The sequence below is a fragment of the Phenylobacterium sp. genome (genome assembly GCF_025351295.1).
GTDB lineage: Bacteria > Pseudomonadota > Alphaproteobacteria > Caulobacterales > Caulobacteraceae > Phenylobacterium.
Window position 1 is genome coordinate 1 of the sequence record NZ_JANXWD010000140.1, and the last position, 21,293, is coordinate 21,293.

Here is a 21,293-nt window from a genome sequence, read left to right on the forward strand (position 1 = left end):
AACTGCAGCATCGGGTGCTCGCCGATCGGGTGGTGCGGGGCGAGGAATGCGCCGAACTTCATGCGGGCCATCGTGGCTCTCCGGACTCGAGGGACGTGATCAGGCCGGGATGAATAGCGGAATGACCCAACGTCGCCGCCAGCGTTTTCGGTGTTAGCTTTGACCATGACCCCGTCACCCGACGACGACCGACCGATCCGCTACATCGAGCGCACGCACGCCTGGTACGGCGCCCTGGGCTACGGCAATCCGTACCGCTATGCGCAGCACGACGAGGTCCCGTTCACGCCCCTGGCCAGGCCGCTCGCGGCGTCGCGGGTGGCGCTGCTGACCACAGCCGCGCCCTACCAGGCGGACAAGGGCGATCAGGGGCCCGGTGCGCCCTACAACGCCGCGGCCAAATTCTTCGCGGTCTATTCCGGGGATACGGCGGCCGACCACGACCTGCGCGTCAGCCACGTGTCGGTCGACCAGGCGCACCTGAGCGACGACGCCAACTGCTGGTTCCCGCTGCCGGCGCTGCGCCGCGCCGTGGCCCGGGGGCGGATCGGCGCGCCGACCCCGCGCTTCCACGGCGTGCCGACCAACCGCAGCCAGCGCCACACGGTGGAGGTCGATGCGCCCGAGGTGCTGCGGCGCTGCCGCGAGGAGGCCGCGGAGGTCGCGATCCTGGTGGCCAACTGCCCGGTCTGCCACCAGACCATGAGCCTGCTGGCGCGGGCCCTGGAGGCGGACGGCGTGCCGACCGTGGTGATCGGCGCGGCCCGGGACATCGTCGAGCTCTGCGGCGTGCCGAGGTTCCTGTTCAGCGACGTGCCGCTGGGCAATGCGGCCGGCCTGCCATGGGATGTGGCCTCGCAGGACCAGACGCTCGAATTGGCCCTGCGCACGCTGGAGATCGCCCCGGGGCCGAGGACCACCGTGCAGAGCCCGCTGCGATGGCCAGGACCGCCGGACTGGCGGCGGGACTATATGAACCTGGCGGCGTTGTCGGCGGAGGACCTCGCCCTCCGGCGGGCCGAGAACGACGACGCGAAAGCCGTCGCCCAGGCGGTGCGTCAGGCGACACCGCTTCTCCCCCGCCTTTTCCCCTAGGAGTGTCATCCCGGTTTCGCCGCACGCGAAGACCGGGACCCACGACTGGTCGCGGCGGCAGGACGGCCGCGAACTGCCGAGCCTGATCGTGCATCCCGGTCTTTGGCTGCGCTAAAACCGGGATGACACAGTTGGAGAGGACGTTTCAGGCGACGATCCGCACCGGCAGGGCTTCGTAGCCCTTCACGAAGTTGGAGTTCAGCCGGCGGGGGGCGCCGATCACCTCGATGCGCTCGAAGCGCTTGAGGATCTCCTCCCAGACCACCTTCAGCTGCATCTCCGCCAGCCGGTTGCCGACGCAGCGGTGGATGCCGAAGCCGAAGCCCACGTGCTGGCGCGGGCGCTCGCGGTCGATGATGAACCGGTCGGGGTCGGGGATCACCTCGGCGTCGCGGTTGCCCGAGACGTACCACATGATCACCCGGTCGCCCTTGCGGATCGGCTTGCCGCCGAGCTCGACATCGCGGGTGGCGGTGCGCCGCATGTGGGCCACGGGGGTCTGCCAGCGGATGATCTCGGGCACGGCGCTGTCGAGCAACGTCGGGTCGGCGCGCAGCCGGTCATAGGCGTCGGGATAGTCCTGGAAGGCCATCAGCGCGCCGGTGATCGAGTGGCGGGTGGTGTCGCTGCCGGCCACGGTCAGCAGCACCACATTGCCCATGTAGCCGAACGGCTGGCCCTCCTTGCGGGTCGCCGCCGCGCCGGCCAGCAGCGACAGCAGGTCCTGGCCGCCGGGCTTGTCCTTGCGTGCCTCCCACAGGCCGACGAACCGCTCGAAATAGGGCATCAGAGCCGCCTGCCGCTCGGCGTCGCTGCCATAGGCGCCGCCCTCCCCGGGCCGGGCGAGGATGATGTCGGAGGCCTGCGGCAGCAACCGGCGTTCCTCGAACGGAAAGTCGAACAGGGTCGCCAGCATCTGGCTGGTCAGCTCGACCGAGACCCGATCGACGAAGTCGAAGGTCTCGCCCACCGGCAGTTCGTCGAGGATCGCGCCCGCCCGCTCGCGGATCAGCGGCTCCAGGGCCGCCATGCCGCCGGTGGAGAACATCGGCATCACCACCCGGCGCTGGGCGTCGTGGACGGGCGGATCGAGCGCGATGAAGCTGGAACTCTGGTTGGGCTCGAAGCCGTCGGTGATGACGATCCCGCCCAGCTCGGACGACGAGGAGAAGGTCTCGTGGTCGGAGTCCACGGTGACGATGTCCTGGAACTTGGTGACCGACCAATACGGGCCGTATTCGCTGGCCGCGCAGTGGTGCACCGGATCCTCCCGCCGCAGCCGCTCGAACCAGGGCCACAGCGTGTCCGTCGTGAAGTGCTCCACGTCGGCGACGTGGAACTGGTCCAGCGGCGTCGCCTCGGCGCGCTCACGGGCGGTTTGCAGGCGCTGGCTTGCGTCGTCGGCCATCAGGGTCCCTTCCCGGCGCGGCCGGTCTTCGCCGGCGTATCGGCCCAAGAGTGCGCGCGCGCCGGGCGAGGGGCAAGCGGTCGGCGCGACGCGGTCGCCCGCGGCTTTCCCCTGGCCCATCCGGCGATTTCGCCTATGTCCCTGGGCTGCAACCTCGATCCCCGCGAAGGAATACCCTCATGTCGGCCAGCCGCCAGATCCACCTCGTCCGCCGCCCGCACGGGGTTCCGGTCCCGGCCGACTTCGCAGTTGTCGAGGTTGACACGCCGGACGCCGGCGACGGCCAGGTCCAGGTGCAGAACCTGCTGATGTCGGTCGACCCCTACATGCGGCCTCGGCTGACCGCCGACCAGCCGCTGGACGTGGCGATGATCGGCGGCGGCATCGGCCGGGTGGTGCAGTCGCGCCACGCGCGGCTGCGCGAGGGCGATCTGGTCCGGCACGGCGCCGGCATGCAGGAGCGTTTCGTCTCGGACGGCAAGGGGCTGGCGGTGCTGACCCCCGACCCGGCCCTGTCGCTCAGTGTCTACATGCACGCCCTGGGCGGCACCGGGATCACCGCCTACGGCGGCCTGCTCGAAACCGGCGCCCTGAAGGACGGGGAGCAGGTGTTCGTCTCCACCGCCGGCGGCGCGGTGGGCTCGGTCGTGGCCCAGATCGCCAAGCTCAAGGGCTGCTACGTGGTGGGCTCCACCGGCGCCGACGACAAGGTGGCCTGGCTCAAGGACGAGGTCGGGCTGGACGCGGTGATCAACTACAAGACCCAGCCGCTGGCGCAGGCCCTGGCCGCCGCCACGCCCAAGGGCATCGACGTCTATTTCGAGAACGTCGGCGGCGCGCACCTGGACGCCGCCCTGCCGCGCATGAATGTGCGCGGCCGCATCCCGGTCTGCGGGATGATCTCGACCTATAACGGCGGCGGCGAGGGCGTGCGCAACCTGTTCGCGCTGATCTATGGCCGGGTACGCATGGAGGGCTTCGTGGCCAGCGATTTCCCGCACCTGAACGCCGCCTTCGTCGAGGACATGACCGGCTGGCTGAAGGACGGCCGGGTCAAGTACCAGGAGACCATCCTGGACGGCTTCGAGCGCGCACCGGAGGGCCTGATCGGCCTGTTCTCGGGTCTGAACAGCGGCAAGATGCTGATCAGGGTCGCCAGCTAGGCGCGGACACCCGTGCGCAGCTGGGTCGCCAGGCGGTCCGACCGGCTCTTGACCTGGGTCGCCCACTTGCTGGCCAGCAGCCCCGCGGCGGCGCGCTCGAAGTCGCCGGCCTCGATGGCGGCCAGGGTGTTCTTGAAGCTGGACAGGCCGTGCGCGCCGTCGCCCCAGCCCATGTTGAAGCAGAGGCTGGCCATAACATCCTGGCGGGCGTCCTCCAGGGTTCGCCACCAGCCGGCATTGGCGTCCAGCAGAGCCTCGGCCTTGGCGATGTCCTCGGCCAGGGCCTGGTCGCACTGGTCCTGGGTCCAGACGGTCCCCGCCGGGACATGGGCGTGGCCGACGCCCACCGTCCAGATCCCCAGGGTGTCCTGGTAGGCGACGAGCTTGCAGCCCTCGTCGCGCTTCAGATCGTCAGCCAGGTGCGGTGTGGTCACGGGCGATCTCCGGTGCCTATGGATTATCCGATTGCGCCGCTGCCGCCTCGCGGCTGGAGACGGCCTGCTCGCGGTTGATCAGGGCGACCATCTCCTTGAACACTCGCAGGCTGCACCAGAGGTAGCCCCAGAGGAAGCCGCCGGCAAAATAGGTGATCATCACCGCCCCGGCGACGGTCGCGCCGCCCTGGGTTCCGAGCTGGACGCCGATGGCGAGTGCGAGCGTGTTCACCTCGTCCGCCAGCGGCCTAAGCTGCACCAGGGTGGCGCCGACGATGATCTTGGTCAGCCAGTCGGAAATCTGCTCGAGGTTGGTGTTGGGCGCGAAACTGGTCCCCGCCGTGGGGGCCTGGGGCGCGGCGGCGCGCAGGCGCGGGACGCCGAACAGGAAGCCCAGCACCCCGCCTGACAGCCAGGCCGCCGAGCCGACCAGGGCCAGGATGCCGAAGGTCATGCTGCTGGGCCAGGCGTAGAGTGCGACGGCCGCCATGCCGCCGGCAAAGCCGAAGAGCGAGAGCAGCTCCCAGAAGCGGATGCCGCGGCCGTCGGCCCGCAGGCCGAAATGGCCGACGTCGGTCAGCAGGTCTTCAAGCCAGCCGCGCGGAGCCCTGCGCAGTCCCCGGTTCCCGTCGTCGCCACTGCTCATGCTCGGCCCCCGCCCTCGTGGACGCGTCGTCGTTCAACTTAAGGCCGAAGACCGCAGGCGGAGCAATCGCCGTCTTGGCGGCGGTCCGGCGCCGGGTCAGGACCCGGGGCCCTCCTGTACGGGGACCTCCAGGCCGGTGAGGCTTTCCAGCTTCATGGCGGCGTCCAGGCTGCGGACTGGCTCGCCGGTCGTGGTGGTGAAGCGCAGCGACGCGGGCGCCGCGCGCCGCTCGGTCTCGTTGGTGAAGCCGCCCGCGGGGCCGGCGTTGAGCGCCAGGGCGTAGCTCTTGCCGGGCAGCAGGGTGCACAGGACGACGAAGGTCTTGCCGTCGTTGAGCAGCCGCGGCGTCTTCAGGCAGTGCGGCGCCTCGGCGTCCGCGACCGGCGCGAGGTCGAAGCCGGTCCCCGCCATCCGCTGATCGAAGGTCAGCTTGAGCACCAGGACGCCCGGCGCGACCGCCGCGCCGTCGGCGGGATAGCTCGCGACCACCTTCGGCGGCAGCGTCGGCGGATAGACGGTGAGCGGGGCGACCTCGGTGGGAGGCCGGGGCGGCGTCAGAGCGGCGCCGCCGGCGGCAAGCAGGGCTAGGGCGGCCACGAACATGGGTTCAGGCTGGACCGTGGGCGCGGCGAGAACAAGGCGCCCAGAGCGCGTCAGGCGAAAGTGGATCCCGGTTTCGCCGCCCGACGCGCTAATTCAAAGAGTTAGAGCCTTTTTATCTGGTTCAAGTGAGTCCACTTGAACCAGAAAGGCTCTAAGCCGCCAAGGGCCGCGACCGGGCCGGCAGGAAGCGCGGGTTGCGCAGCAGGGCGGCGCTGACCAGGGCGACCAGCAGGCCGACCGGGAAGATCTCGGCGAAGGTCATGGCGAACCGGTAGAGCGGGTTGGCGTACTGGCGGCGCATGGTTTCCATCTGCGCTGCGAGCTTGGCGTAGGCGGCGCCGGTCACCCCGGCGGCGCGCTTGGCCGCCAGGATCTGCGCCGTGTACTGGTCCATGTACACGTAGTGGGTCGCCGCCAGGTAGGCCTCCCAGGCCGCGACGTAGGCGACGGAGGCGATGCCGGCGATGCCCAGGCCCATCAGCAGGGCCGTGTGGAACCGGATCACGCCGCCCAGCGCCTGGTCGCGATGCTGCTTCACCCCCACCAGGACGACCGAAAGGGCGATCAGCATGACCAGATAGCCCAGCCAGACCGATCCGTGGCCGAAGACGGCGATCGTGCCGGTGGAGCCGAGAACGATGATGAGGCCCGAGATCAGACCGTAGATGAGGATCGTGCGAGCCATGACGTGGCGCCTCCGGGTGGTGGATTGAACATGGCCCGAGGCTGGAGCGCCAGATCGCACGAAGGTATCGCCCGAAAGGGTGAATTCGTGCGGTTCGCCCGTTCGGGCCGCAATGTCACGGGATCAGGTGCAGGTCGCGCGCGGTGTTGACCGCCTGGGTGCGGCGGCTGGCGCCCAGCTTGGCGAACAGGTTGGCCACATGGGTCTTCACCGTGTTGGGCGAGAGGCCCAGCGTGCGGGCGATCTCCTTGTTCGACTGTCCCGCCGCCAGCCGCTCCAGCACCCGCAGTTCCTGGCCGGTCAGGCCCAGGGAAGCCAGCGCCGCGGCGTTGCGCTGGAACGGCGCGGCCGGCGTCCGCGACGAGAGTTTCCAGCCGACCCATACCCCGCCCGCCGCGAAGCCGCCGCCGACGATGGCGATATAGATCTCCCGCGGAAACGCCCGCGCCAGGTACTGGTACTGCAGCCACTGCAGCGCGAAGGCGCCGGCGGCGAGGACCAGGGCCCACAGGAGGATGGTGCGGGTCATGGCCCCATGGTGCGCGAACCGCGGCGGGGGTCAACCGGAGGCCCGCGACCGGCCCGGACGGTCGCGCTCTCGACAATCCCGTCGCCGTCTCCCACATCGGAGAGGCGCTGCATGCGCAGCCCAGACCTGGAGCCCCCGATGACCGATACGCCGACCTACACGCCGCCCAAGGTCTGGGAATGGAACAAGGAGAACGGGGGCCGGTTCGCGACCATCAACCGGCCGATCGCCGGCCCGACCCACGACAAGGACCTGCCGGTCGGCAAGCACCCGCTGCAGCTCTATTCGCTGGCCACGCCCAACGGGGTGAAGGTGACGGTGATGCTTGAGGAGCTGCTGGCGCTGGGCCACAAGGGCGCCGAGTATGACGCCTGGCTGATCAACATCGGCCAGGGGGACCAGTTCGGGTCGGGCTTCGTCGCGGTGAATCCCAATTCCAAGATCCCGGCGCTGATGGACCGCAGCGGGCCCACGCCGATCCGGGTGTTCGAGTCCGGCGCGATCCTGATCCACCTGGCCGAGAAGTTCGGCGCCTTCCTGCCGACCGAGCCGGCCGCGCGGGCCGAGACCCTGTCGTGGCTGATGTGGCTGATGGGCTCGGCACCCTATCTCGGCGGCGGCTTCGGACACTTCTACGCCTACGCGCCCTTCAAGATCGAATACGCCATCGACCGGTTCGCCATGGAGGTGAAGCGGCAGCTGGACGTGCTGGACCGGCGGCTGGCGGAGAGCGAATACTTGGGCGGCGCCGACTACACGATCGCCGACATGGCGGTCTGGCCCTGGTACGGCGGCCTGGCCAAGGGCCTGCTGTACGAGTCCGGCGAGTTCCTCTCGGTGGACGAGTACAAGAACGTCCAGCGCTGGACCGACGCCATCGCCGAACGGCCGGCGGTGAAGCGCGGGCGGATGGTCAACCGTGCGTTCGGCGAGCCCTCCAGCCAGCTGCACGAACGCCACGACGCCGGCGACTTCGACACCAGGACCCAGGACAAGCTCGCCCCGGCGACTTGAGGCGCGCGCGCGGTCTTGCTGCTATGATGGCGGCATGACCGACGGGCGCAAACCCTTGAGCGCCGCCCTGGCCTGGCCGGGGGCGCCGCTGGCCATCGCTTCGGCGGGGCTGTTCGGCGCCAGCACGCCGCTGGCCAAGCTGCTGCTGGGCGGTGGGGTCTCGCCGTGGCTGCTGGCCGGCGTGCTCTATCTGGGCTCGGGCGTCGGCCTGTCGATCGTGCACCTCATGCGGCGCGCGATCGGCCTCGGGGCCGCCGAGGCCGCGCTGCGGCGGGCAGACCTGCCGTGGCTGGGGCTGGTGGTGCTGAGCGGCGGCGCGGTCGGTCCGGTGCTGTTGATGATCGGCCTGTCGTCCACGCCGGCGTCCTCGGCCTCGCTGCTGCTGACCCTCGAAGGCCTGGCGACCATGGGCCTCGCCTGGCTGGCGTTCCGCGAGAACGTCGACCGCCGCCTGCTCATCGGGGCCTTCGCGATCCTGGCGGGAGCGGGGCTGATCTCCTGGAGCGGCGGGCCCGGGGGCATGGGTCTCGGCGCCCTGGCGATCGCCGGCGCCTGCCTGGCCTGGGGGATCGACAACAACCTGACCCGCAAGCTCAGCCACGCCGACCCGGTGCAGATCGCCCTGATCAAGGGGCTGGTCGCCGGGACTGTGAACCTCGGCCTGGCCCTCGCGCTGGGCGCGCGGCTTCCGGGGCCTGGCCCGCTGGCGGCCGCGGCGGCCGTGGGCTTCCTGGGTTACGGGGTGAGCCTGGTGCTGTTCGTGCTGGGCCTGCGTCATCTGGGCGCGGCGCGGACCGGGGCCTATTTCTCCGCCGCGCCGTTCGTGGGGGCGATCCTGTCGCTGCTGATATTCCGGGAGCCGCTGACGGCGCGCCTGGTCGTGGCGGGCGGCCTGATGGGCGTCGGGCTCTACCTGCACCTGACCGAGCGGCACGCCCACACCCATGCCCACGAGGCGCTGGACCACGAGCATAGCCACGTCCACGACGACCACCATCGGCACGACCACGGCCCGCGCGATCCCGCGGGCGAACCGCACAGCCACCCGCACCACCACGCGCCGATGCGGCACAAGCATCCGCACTACCCGGACCTGCACCACCGCCACGACCACCAGCGCGCCTGATCCCCGGGCCGGCTGCAAAACGGAGCACTTCCATGGCTGAGACCCAGATCGATCGCCGGCTGTTGCTGGGCGGAGTGGCGCTTGCGGGGGCGGTCATCGCCTCGCCGGCCGCGTCGGCGCAGCCCGCGCCAGCCGCAGCCTTTGCGCCGCAACCCCTGCCCTTCGATCCCAAGGCCGTGCCCGGCCTGTCGGAGAAGCTGCTGACCAGCCACCATGACAACAACTACACCGGCGCCGTGAAGCGGCTGAGCGCGATCCGCGCGGAGTTCGGCAAGCTGGATCCCGCCACCGCGCCCAACTTCGAGATCAACGGCCTGAAGCGCGAGGAGTTGGTCGCCTGGAACTCGATGGTCCTGCACGAGGTCTATTTCAACGCCCTGCGGCCGGCCGAGTCGATCAGCGCGCCGCTGGCCCAGATGCTGGAGCGCGATTTCGGCAGCCAGGACCGCTGGGCGGCGGAGTTCGCCGGCATCGGTAAGGCGCTGGGCGGCGGGTCGGGCTGGGTGCTGCTGACCTACAGCCGCCACGACGGGCGGCTGGTGAACACCTGGGCCGCGGACCACACCATGGTGATGGCCGACGGCGCGCCACTGCTGGCGCTCGACATGTACGAGCACGCCTATCACATGGACTACGGCGCCAAGGCCGGGGACTATGTGAACGCCTACATGAAGGCGTTCTCCTGGCATCATCCGAACAACGCGTTCCGCCGGGCCAGCGCTGCCTGACCCACCCGATCGGCTTGGCGGTCTTAGCGCTTGGCTACGGCGCGCCTTCCGGGAGAGCGACACGGATCCCTCCCGGAAGGCGGCCTTCACACAGCGGGCCGGCGCCGGTTGCACGACCGGCGAGCCCGCTGGTGTCTGTCAGTCCAGGCGAGGCTTGGCCGCGGCGACGGCGCGAAGCGCCTCGGCCGAGGTGGTAACCGTCATCCTGAACCCTCTAACTTCGGTGGACCGCCAGTCGCGTTTGAGGTGTCTTGCGTTGCGCCGGCGGCCGGTTGCGCGTTCATCTGGCCTCAACTGACGCGCGTTGAGCGGCAGGCCCTAGGTGCAGATGGACTGTTTTCGCGGATAGAATTGCGGGGCGCTGAGGACCCGTCGGGGGCTGGGCATGGACGACCGGGACATCGGGGGCATCCTCGACCTCGCTTACGGCGCGGCGGTCGAGCCCGGGATGTGGCCGGCCTTCCTGAAGGCGTTCGCCGACGCCACCGGGGCGGCCAGCAGCGCCCTGGTCTGGCAGAACCAGCGGACCCGGATGGGCGAGGGGCTGGGCGCGCGGCTCGATCCCGGCGTGCTGCCGGTCTATTTCAACGCCTTCGCGCGACACCACCCCAGCCAGCGCTGGCAGCACAGCCCGCGCGAGCGTCTGCGCCATTTCGTGCCGCACATCGTCGCCGACGACGACGCCATGCCGAAGTCGGAGCTGATGCGGACGGACTTCTACAACGACTTCATGCGCCCGTTCGGTCTGCACTCGGTGGTGCGGCTGGGGCTGGCGGCGCGGGGCGAGGACGCGGCGTTCCTGATGGTCGCGCGGCCGCACACCCGCGACCGTTTCGGCGAGGAGGCCATGGGCCTGGCCGCCCGGCTGCACGGCCATGTCATCCGCGCCTTCGAGCTCGGCCAGAGGCTGGGCGCGATGCAGCCGCGGCAAGGCGGGGCCGAGGCGGCGCTGGCGGCCTCGCCCCAGGCGCTGTTCATCCTGGACCCGGTCGGCAAGGTGCTGCATGCCAATCCGGCCGCCGAGGCGCTGCTCGCCCAGGCGACGGGCCTGCGGGTGGTCGGCGGGCGGCTGACCGCGCCGACCTCGGAGGCCACCCAGCGGCTGCACGGCCTGATCGCCAGCGCCGCGGCCCGCCAGACGGCCGAGCGGCGGGGCGGCTCGATGACCCTGGTCTCGCCGCTCCGGCGGCTGCCGCTGCCGATCGCGGTAGCCCCGATCCGGGCCCAGGCGCCGATCGCCATCCGCCACGAGCCGTCGGTGCTGGTCTGCGTCAGCGATCTGGAGGGCCGGGTCAGCCTCTCGGCGCTGCGGCTGCGCGAGATCTTCGGCCTCAGCCCCGCCGAGGCCCGGGTCGCCGTGGCGATGTTCGAGGGCGCCACGCCGCGGGAGGCGGCCCAGCAACTGGGGGTCAGTTTCTATACCGTGCGCGGGCACCTGGTGCGGATCTTCGAAAAGACCGGGACCAACCGGCAGGCGGAGCTGGCGCGACTGCTGGCGGCGGCGGGCGGGCCCTGGACGGCGTAGGGCCGCGGCTCAGGCCGGCCCGTTCTCACGGAAGGTCCGCATCTGGCCCTCCATCGCGCGGCCGAACGCCGGGCGGGCCTCGCAGCGTTCGCGGTAGGCGGCCAGCTTCGGGAAGCGGCCCAGGGTTCCGCAGTCGACCAGTTCGCGCAGCACCGTGGTCATGATCAGGTCGCCGGCCGTGAAGCCGTCCTCAAGGTAGGCCTTATCGCCCAGCCAGGCGCTGAGCGAGGCGAGCCGGCCGTCGATCATCGCCTGGGCCTGCGGGCGCCGCGCTTCGATCCAGGCCTCGCCGGCGTGGAAGGTGTCGAGGTTGACCAGGTTCTGGGCGTGCGGCTCGATGGAGTTGAGGGCGGCGATCACCCAGGTGGTCACCCGCGCCCGGCCGGCGGCATCGCGCGGGGCCAGGGCCTCGGACCGCTCGGCGATATGCAGCACTATAGCGCCGCTCTCGAACATCTCGACCGCGTCGTCGCGATAGGCCGGCACCTGGCCGAACGGCTGCCACTGGCGGTAGCGCTCGGTGGCCAGGGTGGGGCCGTCCACCAGCACAACCTCATAGGGCAGACCGGCCTCCTCCAGCGCCCAGCGGATGCGCAGGTCGCGCACATAGCCCTGGGCGAACGGCGGCACCCAACGGAACGCGGTCAGTTCGATCGGCATTCCGGATTTATGTTGTTATCAACCTGCCGCGTCAATCCGGGCAGGCCGCCGCCGCCCGCGAAGCGCACTTCCAACCCCGCCAAAGCCCAGGATCAGCAGGGCCCACGCCGCCGGCTCCGGAGCGCTTGACGGCTCCGCGAAGCCCGCGACGGTCAAGCGGCCGACGTAGCCGTTGTCCGGTGGGGTGAGGTGAAGGCCCAGCGTGACGAACGCGCCCGGATCGAACCTGAACGGGATGTTGACGTCGTTGAATCCGCGCTGGTGGATGCGGAAATCGACGAGATCGCGGTCCGGCAACCGATAGAACTGCTGATCGACACAGTCGCTCTCGGGAAGCGCCGTACTGCAAGACGCCAGGTCGGCGAGCGGAACGATACGGTCGCGGGTGATGAAGTCCGGACTGACGAAGGAAAAATCGCCGGCGTGGACCAGCCCGCCGTGGAAATCCCCGAAGCCGCCCTCGAAGGTATAGGTGACAGCCGCGGCGCTGGGACCGACGCAAGCCACACAGCTCGCGATGGCCAGGGGTAGCGCACTCACCAGGGCGCGTTTCACGGAGGTCTCCTGTGCGGCGTCCGGTTGGACCCGCCCACAGTGCCTGGCCGTTTGGCGGCGCGCGCTACCCGTTCAGGTAGGGAACCCACCGTATTCTTCGCCCGCCTGTCGATCCGCGCGGGGCCGGCGGCGCCTATCGCAGGCGGTGGATCTGCGCCGACTCCTCGGCCAGACTCTTGATCTCCTCGATGGCCTGTTCGGTGGGGCCCTTCAGGGCTTCGAAGTCGGCTTCGGCCAGCGGGCCGGTGCTCATCTCCAGGCGCGTCTTGTCCTCGAAGGTGCTGATCTCGAAGATGTCGGAGAAGCCGCCGCCGGACTCGGCCGCGTAGTCGAACCGCAACAGCCGGCCCGGCTCGCAGGCGGCCACGGTACCATAGCTCCTCGCCGCGCCGTCGGGCCGTTCCCAGGTCACCGGCTCGCCGGCGACGAAGCTGGTGCGGATGGAGATGCCGTCCAGATAGGCCGCCGCCCATTCCTGGACCAGTTCGGGGGTCGTCAGCACGCGCCAGACCTCGCCCGGCGGCGCGTCAATTTCGAGCGAGCGTTTCAAGGTCGGCATGGCGGGCCTGGACATGATCTGGAGCCAACTGCTCAGGGACGGCGACGTTCCCGCGATCGGACGATCTGAACGCGAAGGTTGAGTTCACGCTCAAGGGAAACCGAAAAGCGCGACCCTCCCCTGAAGTCGACTCAACCAGTGATACGCTGAGCTGCAATGTCGGCGATCTTTGGGCGGAGCTTGGCCTCAGCCGGCGATGGCGACCCGTGGCTTGGGCGCGTTGGCCTCGCGCAGCATGGCTTCCATGGCGTCGCCGGGCATCGGGCGGGCGAAGAAGTAGCCCTGCATCCGGTCGCAGCCGGCCGAGCGGAGGAACAGCGCCTGGCCCTCATGCTCGACGCCCTCGGCGATGATGCGGACCCCCAGCGAACGGGCGGCGTGCAGCATCGAGGCCACCAGCTTGGAGACCCGGGCGTCGCGGCCCACGTCGTCGATCAGCGAGCGGTCCAGCTTCACCGTCTGGATCGGCAGGTGCATCAGGGCGCGCAGGTTGGAATAGCCGGTGCCGAAGTCGTCGAGGGCCACGTTGACCCCCTTGGCCGCCAGTCTCTCGATGTGGCGGCGCGCCAGGGCCATGTCCTGCAGCAGGAAGGTCTCGGTGATCTCGACGGTGAGCGCGGTGGCGGGCAGGGCGGTCTTGGCCAGGCGGCCGATCAGCTTGCGCGAGAAGGCGGGGTCCAGCAGGTCGCGCGGGCTGACATTGCACGACACCACCTCGATCAGGCCCTCGGCGACCCAGGGGGCGGTGCGGGCGCACGCGGCCTCGAAGATCGCCTCGTCGATGGCGCGGATCAGGCCCAGTTCCTCGGCCATCGGCACGAAGTGGGCGGGCGAGACCAGGCCGCGCTCGGGGTGGTTCCAGCGGGCCAGCACCTCGACGCCGACCATGGCGCCGGTCATCGACTCCACGATCGGCTGGAACCAGGGGACGATCTCGCCGGCCGGGATAGCGCGGCGCAGCTCGTCCTCCAGGGTGCGGCGGCGCACGCCTTCCTCGCGCAGGTCCTCGTCGAAGCTGGACCAGCGGCGGCCGCCCGCGGATTTGGCGCGATAGAGGGCCTGGTCGGCGTGGCGCTGCAGGTCGGCGGCGTCCTGGGCGTCGCGCGGGAAGACCGCCACGCCCACCGAGCCGCCGGGCGAGACCGTGCGGCCATAGATGTCGTGGGGCTGGCTGAGCAGGGCCACAAGCCGCTCGGCGCGGGCGACAATGTCGTCGTCGGCGGTGATCAGCGCGAACTCGTCGCCGCCCAGCCGCGCGGCCATCTCGCCGGGGCCGGTCTCGTCGCGCAGGCGCTGGCCCAGCTCGGCCAGCAGCATGTCGCCGGCGTGGTGGCCCAGGGTGTCGTTGAGGTTCTTGAACCGATCCAGGTCGATGATGAACAGCGCGACGGAGGCGCCGGTTTCCCGCGCGGCCTCCAGCCGCTCGCACAGGCTGCCGGTGAAGGCGCCGCGGTTGACCAGGCCGGTCAGGCTGTCGGTCTGGGCCAGCCGGAGCGTCATCTCGCGCTCGGCTTCCAGCTCGGCCACCCGGGCGGCGAGGTCGGAGAGGCTTGAGGACAGTGTCTGCACAGGCGGCGTCTTGGTCATCCCAACTGAGCCGCCACGTTGGCGCAGACGGGGAGAACACCGCGTTAAGCGATAGCCTTAACGGGCGTCAGGCCACGGCCGGTTCGGCGGCCGGAACCTCGATCTGGTTCTCCCACCGGGCGACCACGGCGGCGGCCACGGAATTGCCGACCACGTTGGTGGCCGAGCGGCCCATGTCGAGCAGGTGGTCGACGGCCAGGATCAGCAGCAGCCCGGCCTCAGGCAGGTGGAAGTAGGTCAGGGTGGCGGCGATCACCACCAGCGAGGCGCGGGGCACGCCGGCGATCCCCTTCGAGGTGATCATCAGCAGCGCCAGCATGGTGATCTGCTGGCCGATGGTCAGGGAGATGCCATAGGCCTGGGCGATGAACAGGGTCGCGAATGTGCAGTACATCATCGACCCGTCCAGATTGAACGAGTAGCCGAGCGGCAGCACGAAACTGGCCACCTTGCGCGAGATCCCCCACTTCTGGAGCTCCTCCAGGGTGCGCGGATAGGCGGCCTCGGACGAGGCGGTGGAGAAGGCCAGCAGCGCCGGGCTGCGGATCGCGCCCATCAGCCTCAGCGCCCGCCCGCCGACAATCAGCACGACCGCCGCGATCAGCAGCGCCCACAGTATGCCCAGCGACAGGTAGAAGCCGCCGACGAACTTGGCATAGGTGGCCAGCACCGAAACGCCCTGGGTGGCGATGGTGGCCGCCAGCGCCGCGAAGATCGCCAGCGGCGCGGTCTTCATGACGTAGCCGGTGACCTTGAGCATGATCGCGGCCACCTGCTCGACCAGCACTACCACGGCCGGCGCGCGGTCCTCGAGCGCCGAGACGGCGGTGCCGATGAACACTGAGAACACCACGATCTGCAGGATCTCGTTGTTGGCCATGGCATCGACGATCGAGGCCGGCACGATGTGGGTGACGAAGGCCTTCAGCGTGAACTTCGACATGTCCACGGCCGGCGCGCCGGGGGCGAGGTCGGGGATCGCCAGGTGCATGCCGACGCCCGGCTGCAGGATGTGGACCATGATCAGGCCGATGATCAGCGAGACGATCGAGGCCGAGATGAACCAGCCCATGGTCTTCATCCCGACCCGGCCGATGGAGGCGGCGTCCTCCATGTGGGCGATTCCGGCCACCAGGGTCGAGAACACCAGGGGCGCGATGATCATCTTGATCAGCCGCAGGAAGACATCGGTGACGATCGAGAGGTTGTCGGCGACGCCCTTCGCCGCGGCGGGGGCCAGGTTGACGTTGACCAGCCAGCCGACCAGTACGCCCAGCACCATGGCGCCGACGACGAAGTAGGTGAAAAGGCGGTTCATTCAGGCCCCGGCGCGCGCAGTTGAGCGTCTTTGTCGCGAAGAAGCGGGGTTGCGTCCAGCACCGTGGATTCGCAAGCGTCACGGACGCGCGCTATAATCCGCCCGATGAAGAAGCAAGAAGCAGCCGGCATCGTAGATCGGCTCGAGACTGAGTATCGCCAAAGCGTCGATAGTCTCCGCACCGCCCTCAAGACCTTCCTGGCCGGCGGCCCGGCGCCGGACCCCAGCGTCCGCCGCGGCGGCGCCTACGTCTATCCGGAGCTGCGCCTGACCTGGCCGCCCGGGCAGCCCTATCCGCGCACCAGCCGCGCCTATGCGCGCATCCCGTCGCCCGGCCGCTATGCGGTGACGGTGACGCGGCCCGAGCTCTACCGGGACTATCTGATCGAGCAGCTCAGCCTGCTGCGGGAGGATTTCGACATCGAACTGGAGGTCGGGCGCTCCAACCAGGAGATCCCGTTCCCCTATGTGCTGGACCCGGCCGACATCGCCATGGCCGACATCGGCTCGGTGGAGATCGCGCGGCACTTCCCGACCACCGAGCTGGCCTTCATCGGCGACGAGATCGCCGACGGGGCCTGGATCGGCCTGGAGGACGAGCCGCGGCCGCTGGCCCTGTTCGACGGCCTGCGCACCGATTTCTCCCTCGCCCGGCTCAGCCACTATTCCGGCACCCCGGCCGAGCACACCCAGCAGTTCATCCTGTTCACCAACTACCACCGCTATGTGGACGAGTTCGTCAGCTGGGGCTGCCAGCAGCTGAAGGCCGGCGGCCCGTACACGGCGCTGTCGGCGGCCGGCCAGGTCTATGTGACGGCCGAGACCGAGAACCCGGAGGCGGCGGTGGCGGCGGGGAGCTGGCGCAAGCACCAGATGCCGGCCTATCACCTGATGGCGCCCGGCCGGCGGGGCATAACCCTGGTCAACATCGGGGTCGGCCCGTCCAACGCCAAGACCATCTGCGACCACCTGGCGGTGCTGCGGCCCCAGGCCTGGCTGATGATCGGCCACTGCGGCGGCCTGCGCGGCAGCCAGAAGATCGGCGACTATGTCCTGGCCCACGCCTACCTGCGCGACGACCATGTGCTGGACAAGGTGCTGCCCCCGGAGATCCCGATCCCGCCGCTGGCCGAGGTGCAGGTGGCGCTGAACAGCGCCGCCGAGACCATCACCGGCGAGAGCGGCGACGTGCTGAAGCGGCGCCTGCGGACCGGCACGGTGGTGTCCACCGACGACCGCAACTGGGAGCTTAAATACTCGACCAGCGCGCTGCGGTTCAACCAGAGCCGGGCCGTCGCCATCGACATGGAGAGCGCCACCATCGCCGCCCAGGGCTATCGGTTCCGGGTGCCGTACGGGACCCTGCTGTGCGTCTCCGACAAGCCGCTGCACGGCGAGATCAAGCTGCCGGGCCAGGCCAACGCCTTCTACGACCGCGCCATCGCCCAGCATCTGCAGATCGGCCTGGAGGCCATCGGCCTGCTCCGCCGCGAGGGCGCCCGCCTCCACTCCCGCAAGCTCCGCAGCTTCGACGAGCCGCCGTTCCGGTAGAACCTCGGCTGTCATCCCGGTTTCGCGGCACGCGAAGACCGGGACCCACGACCGGACACCGCACGAGATCGGGCGGTTGGCGCCGAGCTTGATCGTGAGTCCCGGTCTTTGGCTGCGCCAAAACCGGGATGACACCGGTGGCGGCGTGGCGTTGGCGATATTGACAACATGATCATCTGTTGGCACATTCGCCAACGTGCCCGCTGAGCTGCTCCGCCGCCAGAAGTCCGTCCTGTCGGACGGCGCGATACTGGAACTGGTGATCTGGCGGCTGACAGAACCCGTTGAGGGAAGCTGGCACAGCTACAAGTACCGGCTTTTCTATGGTCGGGCCGGCGAGCGGATCGTAGGTTACGACAACGAGCGTCCGAAGGGCGACCATCGCCATTTCGATGGCGTGGAGGAGGCCTACGCGTTCACCAACGTGGAGACCTTGGTGCACGATTTCCTGGCTGACGTTGAAGCGCGGAGGGTGAGATGAGAGTGGCGACGATCCAGATCCGCAAGGGCGACGGCGCGATCGTGCGCGACGCGGGCGCGGCCTTTGCGGACGCCTGGAACTCCGGCGCGTCCAAGTCCGACCTCTTCACCTTCTCGTCGCCGGCGCAGCTGTTCTCGGTGCTATCGCCCCGCCGCTGGACGCTGATCGAGCGCCTTCAGGGATTGGGAGCCATCAGCCTGCGCGGACTCGCGCGAGACCTGGGCCGCGATGTAAAGCGCGTGCACGAGGACGTGGCCATCCTTCTGGACTGGGGCCTGGTCGAGCGGACAGACGATCGCAAGCTGATCGTGCCCTATGGCGTGATCCATGCGGACTTCGACCTGAGCGCGGCGGCCTGACGTCCGCGCCCCCGACCGGGCACATCCGCCTCAGGCGATCGTGAACCTCCGAGACTCGCGTGAGCCGATCAAGACGGTCCGCGTACGAACGCGGTTATGTTTCAGTACTGATACATGTCAAAGTTGTGGCTCTTAGGTCACATTGCAGCCTTTTGGTGTGTCGCGCGGTCATTTTGCAGTAGCGGTCCGGGCGCGGCGAGACGAAAGTCCGCGGGCTTCGGGGGGCGTTTGTCAGCAGTTTCGACAACCCGGAGGCTAGACGTGCGTGTGAATTCGACCAAGAAGCCCATTCTTCTGGGCTCGACATTGCTTGCGGGCGCGATGCTTGCGGGCGCGGCGTGGGCGCAGTCCGCGTCCGCCGGCGGCGCCAACGAGGTGGGCGAGCTGGTGGTGACGGGCACCCGCATCCCCAGGCCAAACCTGGAGCAGCCGACGCCGGTGTCGGTGCTGACCCCGGCGATGATCCAGAACGCCGGGCCGCAGAACCTTGGCGACATCATCTCGCAACTGCCGTCCGTCGGCTACACCGGCGGGATTCGTGCGAACGCCAACAACTTCGGCAACGGCGCGGGCATCAGCTCGATCGACCTGCGCAACCTGGGCCTCTCCCGCACCCTGGTGCTGGTGGACGGTCAGCGGCATGTCAATGGCGACATCAGCAACAACGCCGTCGACATCTCCTCCATCCCCACGGCGCTGGTCGATCACGTGGAAATCGTGACCGGCGGGGCCTCGGCGATCTACGGGTCCGACGCTGTCAGCGGCGTGGTCAACATCATCCTCAAGAAGAAGTTCGAGGGCTTCCAGGGCGAGGTCCAGGGCGGCGGCTACGACAACGGATTCGGCACCAAGTTCGGCGCCTCGGCGACCGCTGGCCGGAACTTCCTGAACGACAAGCTGAACGTCGTGGTGACCGGCTTCCTGAACAAGGAATACGGTGTCAACGCCCGCGACCTGCCGGCCGCCCACAACTATGGCCGGATCAACAATCCTGACGACCTGCCGGCGGGGACCTTCGACCCGACGTTCTATTCCAGCGGCGCGCCCATCAAGAACGACGGCAAGCCGGACACCCTCTATGTGCCCAACGTCGGCAGCGAATTCGTCACGGCCAACGGCGTGCTGCTGAACGCGGCGAGCTTCCTGCCGCAGTTCTCGTTCGACAAGGCCGGCCGGCTGATCCCCGTGCCGGTGCGGACGGGCTACAACAGCTTCGCCTTCGGCGCGCTGCCGGCCAACTGCCAGGACTGCTACTACCCCGAGGACTATACCCAGCTGGTCTCGCCCACGAAGGCCTGGGGCGGCAACCTGCGCGCCAACTATGACGTCACCGACCGTCTGCACGCCTACGTCGACGCGAAGTTCGTGCAGACCCGCACCGACAACCTGATCCAGCCGTCGTTCTCGTTCGGCGACTTCCAGCTGCAGCCCGACAACGCCTTCATCGCGCCCGACCTGCAGGCCGCCCTGGCCGGGACGGCGCCGGGGGACTACCCGTTCATCGCCAAGTTCCTGAACGGCGCCCGCACCCAGGAGGCGCGGCGGCGGACCTATCGGGTGGTCGCCGGCGTCAACGGCGAATTCGACGCCAAGGTCTCGGACGTGAAGTGGGACGCCTCGATCAACTACGGGGAGACCGACGCCCGCTTCATCAACAACAGCCTGGAGATCACCCAGAACTTCGCCGCGGCGCTCGACTCGGTGATCGACCCGAGTACGGGCCAGGCGGCCTGCCGCATCAATGTGCCGACCGCGCCGCAGACCGGCAACGGCTCGGGCGCGTTCAACAAGGGCTCCTGCGTGCCCTACAATCCGTTCGGCGCGCCCAGCAATCCGGCGGCGCTCGCCTATGCGTTCGGGAACTTCGCGACGCGGGACAAGCTGACCCAGCAGGTCGCCAACCTGAACCTCAGCTTCGACAGCGGCCGCTTCCTCAAGCTGCAGGGCGGGCCGATCGGCTTCGCCGTCGGTGGCGAGTATCGGATGGAGCGGACCAAGGAGCGCAACGACCCGTTCCTGAACGCCGGCAACACCGAGAACCTCAGCGCCGACTCCGCCGGCGGCTACAACGTCAAGGAAGCCTACGCCGAGGTCAGCGCGCCGATCTTCAAGGACTTCGCGCCGCTGCTCAGTGAACTGACCCTGGACGCCGCCATCCGCTATGCCGACTATTCCACGGTGGGTGGGGCGACCGCCTACAAATTCAGCGGGACCTATGGGCCGGTGTCCTGGATCAAGCTGCGGGCCACCTACTCCCGCGCCATCCGCGCCCCGAACATCACCGAGGCGTTCCTTCCGCAGACGCCCGGCTTCTTCAATATCACCGACCCGTGCAGCCAGGAAAACATCCAGAACAACATCAACTACGCCGCCAACTGCGCCAGGGCCGGGCTGCCGGCCGGCTTCCAGGCCAACACCAACGCCTCGATCCAGGGCCAGACCAAGGGCAACGCCGCGCTCAGTCCCGAGAAGTCGATCAGCTACACCGGCGGCGTCATCATCGAGCCGCCGTTCGTGCCCGGCCTGTCGGTCTCGCTCGATTACTATTCGATCAAGATCAAGAACGCGATCTCTCTGGTTCAGGCTCAGGACGTGATCAACAACTGCTTCGGCAGCGCAGCGGGTCTGGATACCAACTTCTGCAGCCTGCTGACTCGCGGGGCCAATCAGAACATCAACTTCGTCAACACAACCTATGTGAACGCCTCGAAGCTCTATACCGAGGGCTATGAGCTGCACGCGAGCTATGCGGCCGACGTCGCCCCGCTGACTGGAATGTGGAGCCTGACCAAACCTCTGGACGGCCGGCTGAGCTTCGAACTGACGGCCGACTACCTGACCAAGCTCCGGAACTTCCCGTTCCAGAACGACCCGACCAACGTCCACATCCTGGAAGGTGTGGTCAGCTCGAACCTGAACGAGGGCTCGCCGCACCTTAAGGGGCTGGCCGACGTCACCTACAAGCAGGGCCCGATCAGCCTCACGTGGCAGACCCGTTACGTGGGCAAGGGCGCGCTGTTCAACCGCGACCCGACCGCCGCCGACCAGTCGGAGTCGCGGGCCCCGGCCTTCGCGGAGTCCACGTTCTACCACAACCTGTCGTTCCGCTATGAGATCGGCCGGGTGTTCGAAGGGGCCGAGGTGTTCGGCGGGGTGAACAATATCTTCGATGAAGAGCCACCCTTCACCACCATCGGCACGGGTCAGGACGTCGCCTACGACCTGGGCCGGTTCGGCTTCATCGGCGTGCGCGTCCGGCGCTGATCC

The 21,293-nt window shown here is 69.1% G+C and carries 21 protein-coding genes; 10 read left to right on the plus strand and 11 right to left on the minus strand.

Annotated features, from left to right (window positions below):
- The first annotated feature begins 165 nt into the window (after positions 1 to 165).
- Positions 166 to 1,095 (plus strand): hypothetical protein, encoded by a 930-nt coding sequence (locus Q0R13_RS19330; RefSeq protein ID WP_293907007.1) that lies wholly within the window; start codon positions 166 to 168, stop codon positions 1,093 to 1,095.
- A gap of 145 nt (positions 1,096 to 1,240) precedes the next feature.
- Here Q0R13_RS19330 and Q0R13_RS19335 read toward each other — a convergent pair whose 3' ends face one another.
- Positions 1,241 to 2,503 (minus strand): cytochrome P450, encoded by a 1,263-nt coding sequence (locus tag Q0R13_RS19335; protein ID WP_293907009.1) that lies wholly within the window; start codon positions 2,501 to 2,503, stop codon positions 1,241 to 1,243.
- A 179-nt stretch (positions 2,504 to 2,682) separates the two neighbouring features.
- On the opposite strand from Q0R13_RS19335, the gene Q0R13_RS19340 reads away from it, so the two are divergent.
- The gene (locus tag Q0R13_RS19340) at positions 2,683 to 3,666 is read left to right on the plus strand and encodes an NADP-dependent oxidoreductase (protein ID WP_293907011.1); all 984 of its coding nucleotides are present in this window, start codon (positions 2,683 to 2,685) and stop codon (positions 3,664 to 3,666) included.
- Here Q0R13_RS19340 and Q0R13_RS19345 read toward each other — a convergent pair.
- From Q0R13_RS19345 to Q0R13_RS19365, 5 genes are all read right to left on the minus strand, one after another.
- Positions 3,663 to 4,100: a glycoside hydrolase family protein gene (locus tag Q0R13_RS19345; protein ID WP_293907013.1), complete on the minus strand. Its 438-nt coding sequence runs from the start codon at positions 4,098 to 4,100 to the stop codon at positions 3,663 to 3,665. The two genes, Q0R13_RS19340 and Q0R13_RS19345, sit on opposite strands and share 4 nt — an antisense overlap.
- A gap of 16 nt (positions 4,101 to 4,116) precedes the next feature.
- Positions 4,117 to 4,746, minus strand: a complete 630-nt coding sequence (locus Q0R13_RS19350; RefSeq protein ID WP_293907015.1) for a hypothetical protein — start codon at positions 4,744 to 4,746, stop codon at positions 4,117 to 4,119.
- A 96-nt stretch (positions 4,747 to 4,842) separates the two neighbouring features.
- Complete coding sequence (locus Q0R13_RS19355) at positions 4,843 to 5,349, minus strand: hypothetical protein (RefSeq protein ID WP_293907017.1); 507 nt, start codon at positions 5,347 to 5,349, stop codon at positions 4,843 to 4,845.
- A 151-nt stretch (positions 5,350 to 5,500) separates the two neighbouring features.
- Positions 5,501 to 6,034, minus strand: coding sequence for a DUF4199 domain-containing protein (locus Q0R13_RS19360; protein ID WP_293907019.1), 534 nt, complete (start codon positions 6,032 to 6,034; stop codon positions 5,501 to 5,503).
- 115 nt (positions 6,035 to 6,149) lie between these two features.
- Positions 6,150 to 6,563 carry a response regulator transcription factor gene (locus Q0R13_RS19365; protein ID WP_293907021.1) on the minus strand — a complete coding sequence of 138 codons (414 nt, stop codon included), beginning with the start codon at positions 6,561 to 6,563 and terminating at the stop codon, positions 6,150 to 6,152.
- Positions 6,564 to 6,701: 138 nt separating this feature from the next.
- Here Q0R13_RS19365 and yghU point away from each other — a divergent pair, with 138 nt between their 5' ends.
- From yghU to Q0R13_RS19385, 4 genes are all read left to right on the plus strand, one after another.
- Entirely contained in the window at positions 6,702 to 7,577 is an 876-nt protein-coding gene (gene yghU / locus Q0R13_RS19370; RefSeq protein ID WP_293907023.1) for a glutathione-dependent disulfide-bond oxidoreductase, read from the plus strand.
- A 34-nt stretch (positions 7,578 to 7,611) separates the two neighbouring features.
- Positions 7,612 to 8,703: a DMT family transporter gene (locus Q0R13_RS19375; RefSeq protein ID WP_293907025.1), complete on the plus strand. Its 1,092-nt coding sequence runs from the start codon at positions 7,612 to 7,614 to the stop codon at positions 8,701 to 8,703.
- Positions 8,704 to 8,735: 32 nt separating this feature from the next.
- Positions 8,736 to 9,431: a Fe-Mn family superoxide dismutase gene (locus Q0R13_RS19380; protein ID WP_293907027.1), complete on the plus strand. Its 696-nt coding sequence runs from the start codon at positions 8,736 to 8,738 to the stop codon at positions 9,429 to 9,431.
- A gap of 385 nt (positions 9,432 to 9,816) precedes the next feature.
- Complete coding sequence (locus tag Q0R13_RS19385; RefSeq protein ID WP_293907029.1) at positions 9,817 to 10,956, plus strand: hypothetical protein; 1,140 nt, start codon at positions 9,817 to 9,819, stop codon at positions 10,954 to 10,956.
- A gap of 9 nt (positions 10,957 to 10,965) precedes the next feature.
- Here Q0R13_RS19385 and Q0R13_RS19390 read toward each other — a convergent pair whose 3' ends face one another.
- The 5 genes from Q0R13_RS19390 to Q0R13_RS19410 all read right to left on the minus strand — a co-directional run bounded on the left by Q0R13_RS19390 (position 10,966) and on the right by Q0R13_RS19410 (position 15,635).
- Positions 10,966 to 11,616 carry a glutathione S-transferase family protein gene (locus Q0R13_RS19390; RefSeq protein ID WP_293907031.1) on the minus strand — a complete coding sequence of 217 codons (651 nt, stop codon included), beginning with the start codon at positions 11,614 to 11,616 and terminating at the stop codon, positions 10,966 to 10,968.
- Positions 11,617 to 11,634: 18 nt separating this feature from the next.
- Positions 11,635 to 12,171, minus strand: coding sequence for a PEPxxWA-CTERM sorting domain-containing protein (locus Q0R13_RS19395; protein ID WP_293907033.1), 537 nt, complete (start codon positions 12,169 to 12,171; stop codon positions 11,635 to 11,637).
- Positions 12,172 to 12,304: 133 nt separating this feature from the next.
- On the minus strand, positions 12,305 to 12,745 hold the full coding sequence (locus Q0R13_RS19400) for an SRPBCC domain-containing protein (RefSeq protein ID WP_293907035.1): 441 nt from the start codon (positions 12,743 to 12,745) through the stop codon (positions 12,305 to 12,307).
- Between the two features lie 171 nt (positions 12,746 to 12,916).
- Positions 12,917 to 14,299 carry a bifunctional diguanylate cyclase/phosphodiesterase gene (locus tag Q0R13_RS19405; protein WP_293907037.1) on the minus strand — a complete coding sequence of 461 codons (1,383 nt, stop codon included), beginning with the start codon at positions 14,297 to 14,299 and terminating at the stop codon, positions 12,917 to 12,919.
- 85 nt (positions 14,300 to 14,384) lie between these two features.
- Positions 14,385 to 15,635 carry a dicarboxylate/amino acid:cation symporter gene (locus Q0R13_RS19410; protein ID WP_293907039.1) on the minus strand — a complete coding sequence of 417 codons (1,251 nt, stop codon included), beginning with the start codon at positions 15,633 to 15,635 and terminating at the stop codon, positions 14,385 to 14,387.
- 105 nt (positions 15,636 to 15,740) lie between these two features.
- Here Q0R13_RS19410 and Q0R13_RS19415 point away from each other — a divergent pair, with 105 nt between their 5' ends.
- The 4 genes from Q0R13_RS19415 to Q0R13_RS19430 all read left to right on the plus strand — a co-directional run bounded on the left by Q0R13_RS19415 (position 15,741) and on the right by Q0R13_RS19430 (position 21,290).
- A complete protein-coding gene (locus Q0R13_RS19415) occupies positions 15,741 to 17,186 on the plus strand; it encodes an AMP nucleosidase (protein ID WP_293907041.1) in 1,446 nt (481 codons plus the stop codon).
- 196 nt (positions 17,187 to 17,382) lie between these two features.
- Positions 17,383 to 17,667, plus strand: coding sequence for a DUF6516 family protein (locus Q0R13_RS19420; RefSeq protein WP_293907043.1), 285 nt, complete (start codon positions 17,383 to 17,385; stop codon positions 17,665 to 17,667).
- Positions 17,664 to 18,026, plus strand: coding sequence for a hypothetical protein (locus tag Q0R13_RS19425; RefSeq protein ID WP_293907045.1), 363 nt, complete (start codon positions 17,664 to 17,666; stop codon positions 18,024 to 18,026). The genes Q0R13_RS19420 and Q0R13_RS19425 overlap by 4 nt, the downstream gene beginning before the upstream one ends.
- Positions 18,027 to 18,287: 261 nt before the next feature.
- Positions 18,288 to 21,290 carry a TonB-dependent receptor gene (locus Q0R13_RS19430; protein ID WP_293907047.1) on the plus strand — a complete coding sequence of 1,001 codons (3,003 nt, stop codon included), beginning with the start codon at positions 18,288 to 18,290 and terminating at the stop codon, positions 21,288 to 21,290.
- Positions 21,291 to 21,293 lie beyond the last annotated feature (3 nt).